The organism is Kitasatospora sp. NPDC002965 (genome assembly GCF_040611255.1).
Lineage (GTDB): Bacteria > Actinomycetota > Actinomycetes > Streptomycetales > Streptomycetaceae > Kitasatospora.
Genome location: NZ_JBEXNT010000027.1, coordinates 38,049 through 54,153, shown reverse-complemented (window position 1 = coordinate 54,153; position 16,105 = coordinate 38,049). Strand labels below are relative to the sequence as shown.

Below are 16,105 nucleotides of genomic sequence, written 5' to 3'. Positions count from 1 at the left end.
CCATCTAATCTGAGAATGGTTGTCATGATGATCCGACGACGTACTCGCAGTGCCATAGCCCTGACCGCCACCGCCCTCACCGCCGCCCTCGCCCTGACGGCCTGCGGCAGCACCGGCAGCGCCCAGGGCTCGGACGGCAAGCTGAACGTCGTCGCGTCCTTCTATCCCATGGAGTTCCTCGCCACCCAGATCGGCGGCGAGCACGTGAAGGTCACCGGCCTCACCGCCGCCGGCGTCGAGCCGCACGACCTGGAGCTCACCGCCAAGCAGGTCGCCAACGTCAAGAAGGCCGACGCGGTCGTCTACCTCAAGGGCCTCCAGCCCACCGTCGACAAGGCGGTCGCCGACTCCGGCGCCAAGCACAAGGTCGACGCCACCGCCGCCAGCCCGCTGGAGGACCACCACCTGGCGGAGGGCCACTCCGAGGGCGACGGCCACGACCACGACGAGGCCGCGGGCGACCCGCACATCTGGCTCGACCCGACCCGCTACGCGGCGGTCGCCAAGAGCGTCGGCGCCGAACTGGCCAAGGCCGACCCGGCCCACGCCGCCGACTACCAGAAGAACACCGACGAGCTGGTCGGCCGGCTGACCACCCTGGACCAGGAGTTCCGGGACGGCCTCAAGGACGTCAGGACCCGCACCTTCGTCACCAGCCACGCCGCCTTCGGCTACCTCGCCGAGCACTACGGCCTCACCCAGGTCGCCATCAACGGCGTGGACCCGGAGTCCGAGCCCACCCCGGCCCGCCTCGCCGACGTGCAGAAGGCCGCCAAGGAGAACGGCGTCACCACGATCTTCTTCGAGACCCTGGTCAGCCCCAAGCTCGCCGACACCGTCGCCAAGGACCTCGGCCTCAAGACCGCCGTCCTGGACCCGCTGGAGGGCGTCAAGGACCCGGCCAAGGACACCTACCTCACGGTCATGAAGCAGAACCTCACCAACCTCCAGGCCGCCCTCGGCGCGACCACCAGCGCCGCCAGCTGACGGGACGACACCACGCCATGACCTCCCCGACACCCCCGGCCGTCCGCCTCCACGACGCCGTCGCCTCGCGCGGCGGCCGGCCGGTGCTGCGCGGCGTCGACCTCACCGTCCGCCCCGGTGAGGTCGTCGCGCTGCTCGGCGCCAACGGCTCCGGCAAGTCCACCACCGTCAAGGCCGTCACCGGCGCCGTCCCGCTGGAGCGCGGCGGGCTGGAGCTGTTCGGCACCCCGTTCGCCCGGTTCCGCTCCTGGCACCGCATCGGGTACGTGCCGCAGCGCACCACGGCCGCCTCCGGTGTCCCGGCCACCGTCCGGGAGGTCGTCTCCACCGGGCGGCTGCCGCTGCACCGCCTGCTGCCGTTCCGGCGCCGGGACCGCGCCGCCGTCGACCGCGCCCTGGCCGCCGTCGGCATGCTGGACCGGGCCCGGGACGGCGTCGCCGACCTCTCCGGCGGCCAGCAGCAGCGGGTGCTGATCGCCCGCGCCCTGGCCGGCACCCCGGACCTGCTGATCATGGACGAGCCGATGGCCGGGGTGGACTCCGCCAGCCAGCAGGTACTCGCCGACACCCTGCGCACCGAGGTCGCCCGCGGCGCCGCCGTGCTGCTCGTGCTGCACGAACTCGGGCCGCTGGAGCCGCTGATCGACCGCGCGGTGGTGCTCCGCGACGGCTGCGTCGCGCACGACGGTCCGCCCGTCCCCAACACCGGCCTGCACGCCCTGCCCGGCCACGACCACGTCCACCCGCACGCCGATCTTCACCACACCCGGGGACTGCTGGCATGACCGAGATGCTCAGTTACGACTTCATGCAGCGGGCGCTGCTCGCCGCCGTCCTGGTCGGCATCACCGCGCCCGCCGTCGGCATCTACCTGGTCCAGCGGCGCCAGGCCCTGCTGGGCGACGGCATGGGGCACGTCGCGATGACCGGCGTCGGCCTCGGCTTCATCTTCAACACCAGCCCGGTCTGGATGGCCGTCCTGGTCTGCGTGCTCGGCGCCGTCACCATGGAGCTGGTCCGCTCGCGCGGCAACCAGCGCGGCGACATCGCCCTGGCGATGCTCTTCTACGGCGGCATGGCCTGCGGGAAGCTGCTGGTCTCCAAGTCCGCCCAGGCCGGGGCCGGCTCGCTGGAGAGCTACCTCTGGGGCTCCATCCTGACCGTCTCGCCCTCCGACCTGGCCACCATCGGCGCGCTCGGCGCCGTCGTCATCGCCGTCACCCTCGGCCTGCGCCGCCAGCTCTTCGCGATCTGCCAGGACGAGGACTTCGCCAAGGTCACCGGCGTACCGGTGCGGTTCCTCAACCTGCTGCTCGCCGTGATGGCGGCGGTCACCGTCACGGTCGCCATGCGGGTGGTCGGCCTGCTGCTGGTCAGCGCGCTGATGGTGGTCCCGGTGGTCGCGGCCCAGCAGCTCACCCGGTCCTTCGCCGCCACCCAGGCCGGCTCGATCGCGGTCGGCGTGCTCGTCGCGCTGGCCGGCGTCACCGGCTCCTACCACCTGGACGTGCCCTCCGGCCCGGCCATCGTGCTGCTCGCCATCGCGGTGTTCGCCGTGTTCAGCGCGATCGCCGCACCCCTGGCCAGGCGCAGGCACCGGGACACCCCCGACGCGGGGCCGCAGGTCTGCGACGTCCAACTGCCCGGCCCGGACCGGTCCGACGCGACCGCTCCGACGTCGAGTGCGGGGCTGGCACAATGAGGTGCGAGACGCCCACCACCCCAGGAGGACCCACGGTGACCACCGCAGGCCCGTCGCCGCGTGCCCGCTCGACCCGGCAGCGAGCCGCCGTCTCGGCGGCCCTGGACGAGATCGAGGACTTCCGCAGCGCGCAGGAGCTCCACGACATGCTCAAGCACCGGGGTGACTCGGTCGGCCTGACCACCGTCTACCGGACCCTGCAGTCACTCGCCGACGCCGGCGAGGTCGACGTGCTGCGCACCGCCGACGGCGAGGCCGTGTACCGCCGGTGCAGCAGCGGGCACCACCACCACCTGGTCTGCCGCCAGTGCGGTGCCACCGTCGAGGTCGAGGGTCCGGCCGTGGAGCGCTGGGCCAACTCGGTCGCCGCCGAGCACGGGTTCAGTGACATCGCACACACCCTGGAGATCTTCGGCACCTGCGCGGAGTGCGCCAAGAAGGCCTGAACCGGCCGACGCGGAAGGGCCCGTGGGAACCGTCCCACGGGCCCTTCCGCACGCCCGGGAGGACCGGGCCACCACCGGCGTGGCGCAACGCTGCGGGCTCAGCGCTGCGCCGGCAGCTCGGGCCCGGCCTCGACCTCGTTCGGCACCGCGCCGCCGAACCGGCGGTCACGCCTCGCGTACTGCTCGCAGGCCCGCCAGAGGTCCCGGCGGTCGAAGTCCGGCCAGAGCACGTCCTGGAACACGAACTCGGCGTACGCCGACTGCCAGAGCAGGAAGTTCGACGTCCGCTGCTCGCCGCTGGGGCGCAGGAAGAGGTCCACGTCCGGCATGTCCGGGTGGTACAGGTACTTGCCGAGGGTCTTCTCGTTGACCTTCTTCGGGTCCAGCTTCCCGGCCGCGACATCGGCCGCGAGGGCCGCCGCGGCGTCCGCGATCTCGGCCCGGCCACCGTAGTTGACGCACATGTACAGCGTGACGACGTCGTTGTCCCTGGTCTGCTCCTCGGCGACCTGGAGCTCCTGGACGACGCTCTTCCACAGCTTCGGCATCCGGCCGGCCCAGCGGACCCGCACGCCCATCGCGTCCATCTCGTCCCGGCGGCGGTGGATGACGTCCCGGTTGAAGTTCATCAGGAACTTCACCTCGTCGGGCGAGCGCTTCCAGTTCTCGGTGGAGAACGCGTACAGCGAGATGTTCTTCACGCCGAGCTCGATCGCGCCCTTGAGGACGTCCAGCACCACGGCCTCGCCGACCTTGTGGCCCTCGGTGCGCGGCAGCCCGCGCTCCTTGGCCCAGCGGCCGTTGCCGTCCATGACGATCGCGACGTGGTGGGGGACCAGCTCGGCGGGGATCTGCGGGGGCCGGGCGCCGCTGGGGTGCGGGGTCGGGGGGAGGTACTCGCCCCCGGCCTTCGGCCGGGGGGACCCCCAGCTGCTTTCGCCTCCACCGAAGAGCCGTCGCGCTGCCATGTGCTCACTTCTCCACGTATCTCATCGAGCGGATGCCCCGCTCCAGGTGCCACTGCAGGTAGGCCGCGACCAGGCCGCTGCCCTCCCGCCAGTACCTCGGCTCGCAGGCGTCGGCCGTCTGCCAGTCCCCTGACAGCAGTGCCCCGAGCAGTACCAGTGTCTCAGGGGAGGGTACGGCACATCCGGGCACCCGGCAGTCCGGGCAGAGCACCCCGCCCGCCTGGAGCGAGAAGAACCGGTTGGGGCCCTCCAGGCCGCATTTGGCACAGTCGTCGAAGGTCGCGCCGTACCCGTTGACCGCCAGCGAGCGCAGCAGGAAGGCGTCCAGCACCAGGTGCGACTCGTGCAGCCCGGCGGCCAGCGTGCGCAGCCCGCCGACCAGGAGGAGGTACTGCTGGACGGCCGGCTGGCCCTCGTTCTCGGCGAACCGCTCCGCCGTCTCCAGCATGGCGGTGCCGGCGGTGTAGCGGCCGTAGTCGGTGACGATCGAGCCGCCGTACGGGGCGATCGTCTCCACCTGGGTGCAGAGCGGCAGCCCGCGGCCGATCAGGTCGCTCCCCCGGCTGAAGAACTGCACGTCCACGTGCGAGAACGGCTCCAGGCGCGCACCGAACTTGGACTTGGTCTTGCGCACCCCGCGCGCCACCGCGCGGACCTTGCCGTGGTGGCGGGTGAGCAGGGTGATGATCCGGTCGGCCTCGCCGAGCTTCTGTGCCCGGAGCACCACGCCGTCGTCCCGGAACAGGCTCATGCCACCGCCTCGCCGCGGCCGTCGAACAGTGTGGACATCCCACCATTCTCCCCCACCTGCGGGGACAGCCGTGTGCCCGCACCGGGGCTGTGGGGGGACGCCCGATCGGTGCGGGTCACGGCGGGCCCTGGAGGGGGGGTAGGGCCCGGTTTGTGGGGGTCCGGGGTCGGCCGGAGTCGTTCCTCACGGCCAGGTGGTGCGGAAGGGCGGGGACGGGAAGGCGCGGGCGGAGGACACGGACCCGGGGGCGGGCCGGACGCGGAAGAGGACGGACGGGAGGCAGTCGGGTCCGGGTCTAGTGCGAGGTGCGGGTCGCCGCTTCCAGCAGCACCCCGACCCGCGCCTGCGGCAGGTCCAGACAGCGCCCGACGGCGGCCAGCGCGTCCCGCTCCTGCGGCCGGTAGCGGCCGTCGGCCAGCGCGATCGCCGCGCCCTGGAGCAGCAGCCGTTCACGGCCCTGGTGGGCCAGGTGCGGGGCGAGCGGTTCGAGCACGGCGTGCAGTTCCACGGCCAGGCCGCCGGAATCGTCCAACCTGTCGCCGGGGGCTCCCCCCACCTCGTGGGCCTCGTACAGCTCCCCGCCGAGGCCGGAGAGCGCGGCCAGGGCGGCCAGCACCTGGGCCTCCCCGCAGTCCTCGAAGCCGGCGTCCCGGACGGCCGCGCAGGCCGCCTCGCGGGCCGCGCGGTGCGCGGTTCCGCCGGCTGCCAGCATGACGAGCGCCACGGTGTACTGCGCGTCGCGCAGCATCCCGCCCAGACGCACGCAGGTGGGCTGCTCCAGGCTCTCCACGCCGAACCGGCCGTGGCAGCTGGTGCACTGCACGCTGCCGACCACCGGACCGAGCGGAAGCACCGGGGTCCCCAACAACCGCAGCCACCGCCGGCCGTGCTGCCGGCGGTAGTTGCGGTCGCCGCCGCAGCCCGGACAGTAGAAGTCACCGAGAACGTCAGTCCGCCACCTCGGGCGAACACCCCACATCCCTGTCACGGCGCCACTCCCCAGACATGGCAGGCGGCCTGCACAACAATGGGCAGGTCACGCGACCGGCCACCGGGCCGTCCCACCGACCCGGCTTACCGGTGGGTCGATGTTGCCACGGTTGCCGACACGTGTCAGTACCTCGAACGGCTCGATCACCGAAAAAATGTGGCGCAGGCCACAACCTGCCAGACCGGGCCGCCCGCAGCCCCGCCCCGGCCTCCGCGAACACCACCGCGAACGCCGCCGGGCCGCCCCGCAGGACGGCCCGGCAGCTACCACCCGTACGAACTACCCGCGCTGCGCCCGGTTGACGGCGCTGATCATCGCCTTCAGCGAGGCCAGCACGGTGTTGCCGTCGATGCCCACGCCCCACAGCACCCGGCCGTCCACCGCGCACTCCACGTACGCGGCGGCCTGGGCGTCGCCGCCCTCGCTCAGCGCGTGCTCGGCGTAGTCCAGCACCCGGACGTCCACGCCGATCTGCCCCAGCGCGTCGGCGAAGGCGGAGACCGGGCCGTTGCCGGTGCCGGACAGGGGGACCGGCACGCCGTCCACCACGGCCTCGGCGGTCAGCGCGTCCCGGCCGTCCTCGGTGGTCAGGGTGCGCGAGCCGCTCAGCGCGATGCGGCCCCAGGGGTTGCCGGTGGTCGGCAGGTACTCGTCCTCGAAGACCGCCCAGATCGCGGCCGGGGTGACCTCGCCGCCCTCGGCGTCGGTCTTGGCCTGGATGATCCGGGAGAACTCGATCTGCATCCGGCGCGGCAGGTCCAGCTTGTGGTCGTTCTTCAGGACGTACGCCACGCCGCCCTTGCCGGACTGGCTGTTGACCCGGATGACCGCCTCGTAGGTGCGGCCGACGTCCTTCGGGTCGATCGGCAGGTACGGCACGCCCCAGGTGTGCTCACCGACCGGCACGCCGGCCGCCGCGGCGTCCGCCTCCAGGGCGTCGAAGCCCTTCTTGATGGCGTCCTGGTGCGAGCCCGAGAAGGAGGTGTACACCAGGTCGCCGGCGTACGGGTGGCGCGGGTGCACCTCCATCTGGTTGCAGTACTCGGCGGTGCGGCGGACCTCGTCGATGTCGGAGAAGTCGATCTCGGGGTCGACGCCCTGCGAGAACAGGTTCATGCCCAGGGTGACCAGGTCGACGTTGCCGGTCCGCTCGCCCTGCCCGAACAGGCAGCCCTCGATCCGGTCGGCACCGGCCATGTAGGCCAGCTCGGCGGAGGCGACGGCGGTACCGCGGTCGTTGTGCGGGTGCACCGACAGACAGACGGACTCGCGCCGCGACAGGTGGCGCGACATCCACTCGAACTGGTCGGCCTGGACGTTCGGGGTGGCCCGCTCGATGGTGGCCGGCAGGTTCAGGATGATCTCGCGGCCCTCGCCGGGCTGCCAGACGTCCATCACCGCCTCGCAGACCTCCAGCGCGAAGTCCAGCTCGGTGTCGACGAAGATCTCCGGCGAGTACTGGTAGCCGAAGACGGTGTCCTCGCCCAGCAGCTTGTCGGCGTACTCCATCACCAGCCGGGTGCCGTCGACGGCGATCGCCTTGGTGGCGGCCCGGTCGTTGCGGAACACCACCCGGCGGAACAGCGGCGCGGTCGCGTTGTACAGGTGGACGGTCGCGCGCGGGGCCCCGACCAGCGACTCGACGGTCTTCTCGATCAGCTCCTCGCGGGCCTGCGTCAGCACCGAGATGGTGACGTCCGCGGGGATCGCCCCCTCCTCGATCAGCGAGCGGACGAACGCGTGGTCGGTGGCCCCCGAGGAGGGGAACCCGACCTCGATCTCCTTGTAGCCCATCCGGACCAGCAGGTCGAACATCTGCCGCTTGCGGGCCGGGGACATCGGGTCGATCAGCGCCTGGTTGCCGTCCCGCAGGTCGGTGGAGAGCCAGCGCGGCGCCTTGGTGATCACCTTCGACGGCCAGGTGCGGTCCGGCAGGTCGACGGTGCCGAACGGCAGGTACCGGCCGTACCGCATGCCGGACGGCTGCTGGCGTACGGACCCGGCGGTGATCGGGGTGGGGCGGTCGACGAACGCGCGACCGGCGGTGACGGACATGGCGGAGCTCTGCTCGGTCATGGAGGTGAGTCTCGGCTTCCTGTGGTGATGCGGGGCTGGTCGGGGTGGGACGGTCACCCGACTCGGCCGGCCTGCTGCCGCTCGCGACCCGTCGTACGGTCGCCCGATTCAGCGCGCAGCACAGTCCCCGCGGCGAGGGAGCCGGCCCTTGGTGGACTACAGGCCCTCGACGCGGCAGCTAAGAAGAAGCAGCCCATTGCGCATGATGGTCCCCAGCGTAACCCAGGGCCGCACGCCCCCGAAGTGAGCCGGGCGGACATTCCACCCCTTGAGACGGCGCACGGTTCCGTCCGCGCCGGTGACAACACGTCATCAATGCCTCACTCTTGGCCACATGACAGCCGAACCGCCGCTCTGTGCGATCGTTCCGCCGTACGTCCTGGACCGCCTCGCCGAGGACGGTCACGCCCCCGCCACCCGCTCCCTCGCCCTGGACGCCGTCCACCGCACCACGCGGCTCACCGCCGTCCCCCGCCAGCCCGCCGCCGACCGTCTGGAGCGGGTGATCTCGGACGCCGGACACCGCGAGCGCCTGCCCGGCCGGGTCGTCCGGCGGGAGGGCGATCCGGCCCTCCCCGACCAGTCCGTCAACCACGCCTACGACGGCCTCGGCGCCACCTACGCGCTGTTCTCCGACGTGTACGGGCGGCACTCCATCGACGACCAGGGTCTGCGCCTCGACGCCACCGTGCACTACGGCCGGGACTACGACAACGCCTTCTGGGACGGCCACCGGATGGTCTTCGGCGACGGCGACGGCGAGGTGTTCGGCGACTTCACCGCCTGCATCGACGTCATCGGCCACGAACTCGCCCACGGTGTCACGCAGTTCACCGCCGGCCTGGAGTACCGGGGGCAGTCCGGCGCGCTCAACGAGTCGGTCTCGGACGTCTTCGGCTCGTTGGTCAAGCAGTACGCGCTGCGGCAGGACGCCGCCGACGCGGACTGGCTGATCGGCGCCGGACTGCTCGCCCCCGGCGTGCAGGGGGTCGCGCTGCGCTCGATGAAGGCGCCCGGGACCGCCTACGACGACCCCCGGCTCGGCAAGGACCCGCAGCCCGCCCATCTGCGCGACTACGTGCACACCACCCGGGACAACGGCGGCGTGCACATCAACTCGGGCATCCCCAACCACGCCTTCTACCTGCTGGCCACCGCACTCGGCGGTCCGGCCTGGGAACGCGCGGGGCGGATCTGGTACGACGCGCTCACTGGCCGCCGGCTGCCCCCCGACGCCGACTTCACCGCCTTCGCCCGGTCCACCGTGGCCGCGGCCGCGGCCCGCTACCCGGAACCGGAGGTGGCGGACACGGTGACCGCGGCCTGGGCGAAGGTGGGCATCAGTCCGGGTTGAGCCGCACTTAAGTCAAGGTCCGGGAAAACCCCGGCAAACGGCTTCCCCGGGTAGCACCATGGACACCATGCGCATCCAGGTGACCCGGACCGGCGGCTTCGCGGGACTCGTCCGCCACGCGGAGCTAGACACCACCGAGCGGACGGACGCCCCGCATGTGCACGCACTCGCCCGCGAGGCCGTCGCGGGCGGGCTGCGGACCCCCTCGTACGGCGTGCCCGACGGCTTCCACTACGAGATCACCGTCGACGGGCGGACGGTGCACTGCGCCGACCCGAAACTCACCGAGTCGCAGCGCGAGCTGGTCTCCCTGGTGCTGCGCGAGGGCGCGTAGCGCTGCCCGCGTGCCCGGGGCCACTCCCCGGGCGCCGGCGCGGCATCCGGACGGCCCACAGCGGCAGCAGCACGCCCGTCCGCCCGCGCCCCCGTACGGGGGCGCGCGCCGGTCAGAGCCAGCCGTCGAGCGAGGCCAGGAAGCCCGTGAGGTCGTCACGGTGGATGGTGTGCCCGGCGCCGGGCACCCTCCGGACCTCGTACCCGACGCCGCGCAGCCGCTCGGCGTCCTCGGGCCCGGTCAGGAAGCTCCGGTCGGGGAGCTGGAGCAGCGACGGCACCGCGGGGGCGCCGGGCAGGACCGCCTGCGCGTAGAAGCCCGCGAGCCCCAGCGCGCTGTCCGGGTCCCAGGCGGCCAGCGTCGCCACTTCGACGTCCACGTCGGCCGCGTCCCAGCGCGGGGCGAGCGCGGCGATCTGCTCCCGGGTCGCCCGCTTGAAGTGGGTGAAGACGCCCGGGTCGAACAGGTCGGACTGGGCGAAGCACCAGGCCGGGTCGGAGTAGACCGCCCGGGCGGGCCGGAGCCGCTCGACCGCCTGCAGCAGGGCCAGGCCGCCGAGCGAGTGACCGACGGCGAGCTCCGCGCCGGTCGGCAGGGTGTCCACCAGGTCCTCGGCCAGCCGCTCGGGCGCGTACCGGTCGGTCGGGGTGGCGCCCTCGCCGCGCGGGCTGGCACCGTGGCCGCGGAGGTCCACGGCGATCACCCGGTAGCCGCGCGCGGCGAGCGCCGGACCGACCGACCGCCAGCTGCGGTGGTCGGACATGATCCCGTGGACCAGCAGGGCGAGCCGGTCCCCCGAGCCCCACTCACAGGTGTGCAGCTTCAATTCCCGCCCCCTGCCGTCCGGTCCGGCCCCCGCTCGTCCGGACTGCTCAGAAGCCCAGCTTACGCAGCTGCTTCGGGTCGCGCTGCCAGTCCTTGGCCACCTTGACGTGCAGGTCCAGGAAGACCGGTGTGCCGAGCAGCGCCTCGATGTGCTTGCGGGCCGTGGTGCCGACGTGCTTGAGCCGCGCGCCCTTGGCCCCGATCACGATCGCCTTCTGGCTCTGCCGCTCGATGTAGACGTTGGCGTGGATGTCCAGCAGCGGACGGTCCGCCGGCCGGCCCTCGCGCGGCAGCATCTCCTCGACGACGACCGCGAGCGAGTGCGGCAGCTCGTCCCGGACGCCCTCCAGGGCCGCCTCGCGGATCAGCTCGGCGACCATGATCTGCTCGGGCTCGTCGGTGAGGTCGCCGTCCGGGTAGAGCGGCATGCCCTCCGGGAGCAGCTTGGTGATCAGCTCGGCGACCAGGTCGACCTGCTTGTCGCCCACGGCGGACACCGGGATGATCTCGGCCCACTCGAAGCCCAGCTCGGCACCGAGCTGGTGGACGGCGATCAGCTGCTCGGCCAGCCGCTTGGAGTCGACCAGGTCGGTCTTGGTGACGATGGCGACCTTGGGGGTCTTCTTGAGCTCGGCGAGCTCCTTGACGATGAACTTGTCACCGGGGCCGAGCTTCTGGTCGGCGGGAAGGCAGAAGCCGATCACGTCGACCTCGGCCCAGGTGGAGCGGACCAGGTCGTTCAGACGCTCGCCGAGCAGGGTGCGCGGCTTGTGCAGGCCGGGGGTGTCGACCAGGACGAGCTGGGCCTCGGGACGGTGCACGATGCCGCGCACGGTGTGCCGGGTGGTCTGCGGACGGTCGGAGGTGATCGCGACCTTCGTCCCCACCAGGGCGTTGGTCAGGGTCGACTTGCCCGCGTTGGGCCTGCCGACGAAGCACGCGAAGCCGGAGCGGTACGAGGAGGAAGGGGCACTCATGCGCCCCATTCTCCCTGATCACGGGGAGCGGGACGGACCGGGCCGCCCCGGGCGGTCACTTCTTCCCCCCTCCGAGGACCGAGGCGAGGCCCCAGACCAGCACGATCAGCAGGAACGAGACCGAACCCCAGAGCCAGAACGGCGAGCCGGTCTCCTGCCATTTGCCCATCCCCATCACGCCCAGCAGCAGTCCCGCGAAGAACGCGAACGGCCCCATCGGTAAGCCCCCTCACCGCAGCAACTCCCCGGTGAGATTATCCGCTGAACCGATACGGCAGGGCGCCCGGGGGCCGCCTCCCCGAGCGCCCGGAGCGGACTACGCCCGGACTGCGGACCGAACCGCGGACCGGACCGCGCACCGCCGGCCGGACGGCGCCGGAGCGGCGTCGATCGGCCGCCCCCGCGGCCGCGTCCGGCGTACCGCTCAGCGCGCCTCGACCGAGGCCCGCAGCGTCCCGTCCGGCCCCGCCAGCAGCAGCGGCGTCCCGGCGCCGCCGAGGTCCCGGACCGCGGCCAGATCGGCCTCCGAGGGCTGCTCCGCCTCGCTCACCACGGCCGCGGCCTCCAGCGACCTCGCGCCGCTGGCCACCGCCATCGCCACCGCCGTCTGCACCGCGCTGAGCCGCAGCGACTCCAGGGCGACCGTCCCGGCCACGTACGTCCGGCCGGTCTCGTCACGCACCGCGGCCCCCTCCGCGACGCCGTTGCGGGCGCGGGCGGAGCGGGCCAGGGTGATGATCTTCTTGTCTTCGGGGTCGAGTTCGACGATGTCACTCATGCCCAGGAGCATAGGCGCCCGTCCACGGCCCCGGATCAGTGCCCGATCGGGTTCGGCGGCCCCGGCCGCAGCACCTTCACGAAGGTCTTGGGACCGGACGGCAGCGGCTCCTCGTCCTCGGCCCGCCGGCGCCAGTACGGGTTGTCGTGCGGCAGGTGGCTGCTGACCCGCCCGTACATGCCGAACGTGGTGATCACCAGCCCGAAGACGAACGCGAAGAGCACGTTCGACATCCGGAAGTTCAGGATGTTGGCGTCCGGCCGGCCGAGCACCGTCAGCCCGTAGAAGCCGGAGAGCACGAACAGCACGCCGACCACCATGTTCAGGTTGGACGCGAAGTTCCCGCCGACGACCGCGCCGCCGACCAGGATCGCGCCCACCACGATGGACAGGATGCTCAACGCCCCGTTGGTCGACATCCCGGCGATGCCGTCACCGCTGGTGGACAGGAAGCCCGGATGGTCGGCCAGCCCGAGGCAGCCGAACACGATCAGGAAGATCCCGCCGAGCCCCGCCCCGATCCGCCAGACCGTCGCGAGCTTGTGGTCCACCGGCAGTTCGTCTTGCAACTTCATGGCTACCTCCGCCTAGGCGTAGGGGTGGCTTCCGTGCATGTGCGGCACCTCGTGCATGTACAGCGAGCCGCACTGCTGGCAGCACCGGAGCCCGGTCCCCCACTCCTGTTCCGGCCGTGTCTCGGCGTCGGCGGGCATGGTGCGCCCGCACAGGGCGGTGGCCGGGTCCCCGTCCCGCACCACGTGCCAGACCTTGACCCCGCCCGCCGTCCCCTGCGGGCCGTACTCCGCGCGAAGTTGGTGAGTCATACCCCCAATCGTCGCCCCCGGAGGACGGGAGCGCTACTCGCCGGCCGCCTGCGCCGCGTCGGCCTGCGCCCTGACCGGCGCGACCACCACGGAGCCGATCCGGTTGCGGCGGCCCGCCGAGCTCTCCGCGGTCAGCCGGATCGCGGTCAGCCCGCCCGGGATCTCCTCCGGCACCGGGATCTCGCAGGACGAACCCGGGATCGGCACCCGTCCCAGGTGCTTGGCGAGCAGGCCGCCGACGGTCTCGACGTCCTCGTCCTCCAGCTCGATCCCGAACAGATCGCCCAGGTCCTCGACCAGCAGCCGCGCCGTGATCCGGTACGAGCCGTCCCCGAGGTCCTCGACCGGCGCGATCTCCCGGTCGTACTCGTCGGTGATCTCACCGACGATCTCCTCCAGGACGTCCTCGATGGTGACCAGCCCGGCGGTACCGCCGTACTCGTCGATCACGATCGCCACGTGCGAGCGCATCTGCTGCATCTCGCGCAGCAGGTCGGCGGCCGGCTTGGAGTCCGGCACGAAGACGGCCGGCCGCAGCACCGCACCCACCTCGTCGGACTCGGAGTCCCGGTTGATGTGGGTGCGCCGCACCAGGTCCTTGAGGTAGACGATGCCGACCACGTCGTCCTCGTTGTCGCCGACCACCGGGATCCGCGAGAAGCCCGAGCGCAACGCCAGCGTGAGCGCCTGCCGGACGGTCTTGTGCCGCTCGATCATCACCAGGTCGGTCCGCGGCACCATCACCTCGCGGACGATGGTGTCGCCCAGCTCGAAGACCGAGTGCACCATCCGGCGCTCGTCGTCCTCGATGACGTCGTTCTTCTCGGCGAGGTCGACCAGCGCCCGCAGCTCGGCCTCGGAGGCGAACGGCCCCTCCTTGTACCCCTTGCCGGGGGTGAGCGCGTTGCCGAGCAGGATCAGCAGCCGTGGGATCGGACCGAGGATCCGGGCCAGCGGCAGCAGCACGAAGGACGCGGCCGTCGCGGTGCTGAGCGGGTGCTGGCGCCCGATCGTGCGCGGCGAGACGCCGACCGCGACGAACGACACCAGCACCATCACCCCGAAGGCCAGCAGCACGGCCTGCCAGGTCGAGTCCAGGCTGCGCACGCAGACCACGGTGACCAGGACGGCCGCCGCCATCTCGCTGGCGACCCGGATCAGGGTCGCCAGGTTGAGGTAGCGGATCGGGTCCGACGCCAGGGCCAGCAGCCGGGCCGACCCCTTCCGGCCGGACCGGACGGCCTCCTCCGCGCGGAACCGGGAGACCCGGGAGATGCCCGCCTCGGCGCACGCGGCCAGCCAGCCGAGCACCACCAGCAGCACGGCACCGAGGATGAAACTCGTACTCTCACCACTCACAGGGGTTCGGGCTCCGCGCTCAGTGGGTGGTGGGGGCGGGCGAGATGCCGCCGAGGCCGCGCCCGGCCCGCCAGCCGTCGAGGATCGCCTTCTGGAGGCCGAACATCTCCTCCTCCTCGTCCGGCTCCTCGTGGTCGTACCCGAGGACGTGCAGCACGCCGTGGACGGTGAGCAGCTGGAGCTCCTCGTCCATCGAGTGCTTGGACGGGGCCGCCTTGCCCTGCTGCTCGGCGACCTCGGGGCAGAGCACGATGTCGCCGAGCAGGCCCTGCGGCAGCTCCTCCCCCTCCTTGCCGGGGCGCAGCTCGTCCATGGGGAACGACATCACGTCGGTCGGGCCGGGGAGGTCCATCCACTGGATGTGCAGCTCCTCCATCGCCGCTCCGTCCACCAGGATCACGGACAGTTCGGACTGCGGGTGGATCCGCATCTTGTCCAGGGCGTAGCGGGCGACGTCGAGGATGGCTTCCTCGTCTGCGTCCCAACCGGACTCATTGGCGATGTCGATCGACATGACGGGCTGGTTACTCAGCTTTCGGTGCGATGGGACTGTCGGGGTGCGCGCGAGCCGCGACGCTGGGCCGGCTTGGCCGGGACCGGGTGTTCCTCGGCCTCCTGCCGGGCGTCCCAGCGCTCGTACGCGTCCACGATCCGGCCGACCAGCTTGTGGCGGACCACGTCGGTGCTGGTGAGGACGGAGAAGTGGATGTCGGGCACGTCGACCAGGATCTCCTGGACGACCTTGAGACCGCTGCGGGTGCCGCCCGGGAGGTCGATCTGGCTGGTGTCGCCGGTGACGACCACCCGGGAGTTGAACCCGAGGCGGGTGAGGAACATCTTCATCTGCTCGGGCGAGGTGTTCTGGGCCTCGTCCAGGATGATGAAGGCGTCGTTGAGGGTGCGGCCGCGCATGTAGGCGAGCGGGGCGACCTCGATGGTCCCGGCGGCCATCAGGCGCGGGATGGAGTCCGGGTCCATCATGTCGTGCAGCGCGTCGTACAGCGGGCGCAGGTACGGGTCGATCTTCTCGTAGAGGGTGCCGGGCAGGAAGCCCAGCCGCTCCCCCGCCTCGACGGCCGGACGGGTCAGGATGATCCGGTTGACCTCCTTGGCCTGGAGGGCCTGGACGGCCTTGGCCATCGCGAGGTAGGTCTTGCCGGTACCGGCCGGGCCGAGGCCGAAGACGATGGTGTGCTTGTCGATCGCGTCGACGTAGCGCTGCTGGTTGAGGGTCTTGGGACGGATGGTCCGGCCGCGGTTGGACAGGATGTTCGCGGTGAACACCTGCGACGGCGCCGGGCTGTCCGGGTCGTCGACGCCGCTCCGGAGCATGGCGATGGAACGCTCCACGGCGTCCTCCGTCAGGGGTTGGCCGGTGCGGAGCACCAGCATCATCTCGGTGAAGAGCTGCCGGACGAGCGCGACCTCGGCCCGCTCCCCGGTGGCGGTCACCTCGTTGCCGCGGACGTGGATGTCGGCGGCGGGGAAGCCCCGCTCGATCACGCGCAGCAGCGAGTCCGCGGTGCCGAGCAGGGTGACCATCGGATGCTTCTCGGGGATGACGATCCGGGCGCTGACGGAGCCGCCGTCGTCCGCCGGTTCGGGGCGCGACTGTCCGTTGGTACGGGTATGCGATGTGTCACTCATAGGTCGGCGCTGGGGCCTGCCTCATCCCATCCGTGTCTCGTGGGTGCCGCTCGGTCTCTCCGGGGCACCAGGGTACGCCGCGGACG

Annotated in this window: 19 protein-coding genes; 6 read left to right on the top strand and 13 right to left on the bottom strand. The window is 72.0% G+C overall.

Features of this window, described 5'->3' with window-relative positions; all coding sequences use genetic code 11:
• The first annotated feature begins 24 nt into the window (after positions 1-24).
• The 4 genes from ABZY91_RS14185 to ABZY91_RS14170 are packed head-to-tail and all read left to right on the top strand — an operon-like array spanning position 25 to position 3,135.
• Entirely contained in the window at positions 25-987 is a 963-nt protein-coding gene (locus ABZY91_RS14185; protein WP_329951510.1) for a metal ABC transporter substrate-binding protein, read from the top strand.
• A gap of 17 nt (positions 988-1,004) precedes the next feature.
• Positions 1,005-1,772: a metal ABC transporter ATP-binding protein gene (locus ABZY91_RS14180; RefSeq protein WP_329879026.1), complete on the top strand. Its 768-nt coding sequence runs from the start codon at positions 1,005-1,007 to the stop codon at positions 1,770-1,772.
• On the top strand, positions 1,769-2,689 hold the full coding sequence (locus tag ABZY91_RS14175; RefSeq protein WP_355402302.1) for a metal ABC transporter permease: 921 nt from the start codon (positions 1,769-1,771) through the stop codon (positions 2,687-2,689). Before ABZY91_RS14180 ends, ABZY91_RS14175 begins: the two co-directional genes overlap by 4 nt.
• A 35-nt stretch (positions 2,690-2,724) precedes the next feature.
• Entirely contained in the window at positions 2,725-3,135 is a 411-nt protein-coding gene (locus tag ABZY91_RS14170; RefSeq protein WP_327676752.1) for a Fur family transcriptional regulator, read from the top strand.
• 98 nt (positions 3,136-3,233) lie between these two features.
• Here the strand turns inward: ABZY91_RS14170 and ABZY91_RS14165 are convergent, their stop codons facing one another.
• The 4 genes from ABZY91_RS14165 to leuA form a co-directional block, all read right to left on the bottom strand.
• Positions 3,234-4,103, bottom strand: coding sequence for an isoprenyl transferase (locus ABZY91_RS14165; protein ID WP_355402300.1), 870 nt, complete (start codon positions 4,101-4,103; stop codon positions 3,234-3,236).
• A 4-nt stretch (positions 4,104-4,107) separates the two neighbouring features.
• Positions 4,108-4,854 carry a DNA repair protein RecO gene (recO, locus tag ABZY91_RS14160; protein WP_329885196.1) on the bottom strand — a complete coding sequence of 249 codons (747 nt, stop codon included), beginning with the start codon at positions 4,852-4,854 and terminating at the stop codon, positions 4,108-4,110.
• A gap of 295 nt (positions 4,855-5,149) precedes the next feature.
• On the bottom strand, positions 5,150-5,689 hold the full coding sequence (locus ABZY91_RS14155; protein WP_355402299.1) for a TerB family tellurite resistance protein: 540 nt from the start codon (positions 5,687-5,689) through the stop codon (positions 5,150-5,152).
• A 435-nt stretch (positions 5,690-6,124) separates the two neighbouring features.
• Positions 6,125-7,921 (bottom strand): 2-isopropylmalate synthase, encoded by a 1,797-nt coding sequence (leuA, locus tag ABZY91_RS14150; RefSeq protein ID WP_355402298.1) that lies wholly within the window; start codon positions 7,919-7,921, stop codon positions 6,125-6,127.
• A gap of 334 nt (positions 7,922-8,255) precedes the next feature.
• Between leuA and ABZY91_RS14145 the strand changes: the two genes are divergently transcribed.
• Positions 8,256-9,275, top strand: coding sequence for a M4 family metallopeptidase (locus tag ABZY91_RS14145; RefSeq protein WP_355402296.1), 1,020 nt, complete (start codon positions 8,256-8,258; stop codon positions 9,273-9,275).
• A gap of 67 nt (positions 9,276-9,342) precedes the next feature.
• A complete protein-coding gene (locus ABZY91_RS14140) occupies positions 9,343-9,609 on the top strand; it encodes a protealysin inhibitor emfourin (protein ID WP_355402294.1) in 267 nt (88 codons plus the stop codon).
• A gap of 112 nt (positions 9,610-9,721) precedes the next feature.
• Here ABZY91_RS14140 and ABZY91_RS14135 read toward each other — a convergent pair whose 3' ends face one another.
• The 9 genes from ABZY91_RS14135 to ABZY91_RS14095 all read right to left on the bottom strand — a co-directional run bounded on the left by ABZY91_RS14135 (position 9,722) and on the right by ABZY91_RS14095 (position 15,914).
• On the bottom strand, positions 9,722-10,435 hold the full coding sequence (locus ABZY91_RS14135; RefSeq protein ID WP_355402292.1) for an alpha/beta fold hydrolase: 714 nt from the start codon (positions 10,433-10,435) through the stop codon (positions 9,722-9,724).
• A 46-nt stretch (positions 10,436-10,481) separates the two neighbouring features.
• On the bottom strand, positions 10,482-11,411 hold the full coding sequence (era, locus tag ABZY91_RS14130; RefSeq protein ID WP_329885191.1) for a GTPase Era: 930 nt from the start codon (positions 11,409-11,411) through the stop codon (positions 10,482-10,484).
• A gap of 55 nt (positions 11,412-11,466) precedes the next feature.
• Entirely contained in the window at positions 11,467-11,628 is a 162-nt protein-coding gene (locus ABZY91_RS14125; protein WP_329951505.1) for a hypothetical protein, read from the bottom strand.
• Between the two features lie 207 nt (positions 11,629-11,835).
• Positions 11,836-12,189, bottom strand: coding sequence for a cytidine deaminase (locus ABZY91_RS14120; RefSeq protein ID WP_329885189.1), 354 nt, complete (start codon positions 12,187-12,189; stop codon positions 11,836-11,838).
• 35 nt (positions 12,190-12,224) lie between these two features.
• Positions 12,225-12,764, bottom strand: a complete 540-nt coding sequence (locus ABZY91_RS14115) for a DUF4383 domain-containing protein (RefSeq protein ID WP_329885188.1) — start codon at positions 12,762-12,764, stop codon at positions 12,225-12,227.
• Between the two features lie 12 nt (positions 12,765-12,776).
• Positions 12,777-13,013, bottom strand: a complete 237-nt coding sequence (locus ABZY91_RS14110; RefSeq protein WP_329885187.1) for a hypothetical protein — start codon at positions 13,011-13,013, stop codon at positions 12,777-12,779.
• 33 nt (positions 13,014-13,046) lie between these two features.
• Complete coding sequence (locus ABZY91_RS14105; RefSeq protein WP_329885186.1) at positions 13,047-14,372, bottom strand: hemolysin family protein; 1,326 nt, start codon at positions 14,370-14,372, stop codon at positions 13,047-13,049.
• Positions 14,373-14,391: 19 nt separating this feature from the next.
• Positions 14,392-14,886: an rRNA maturation RNase YbeY gene (ybeY, locus tag ABZY91_RS14100; RefSeq protein WP_238741059.1), complete on the bottom strand. Its 495-nt coding sequence runs from the start codon at positions 14,884-14,886 to the stop codon at positions 14,392-14,394.
• A 14-nt stretch (positions 14,887-14,900) separates the two neighbouring features.
• Entirely contained in the window at positions 14,901-15,914 is a 1,014-nt protein-coding gene (locus tag ABZY91_RS14095; RefSeq protein WP_329885201.1) for a PhoH family protein, read from the bottom strand.
• Positions 15,915-16,105: the final 191 nt, after the last annotated feature.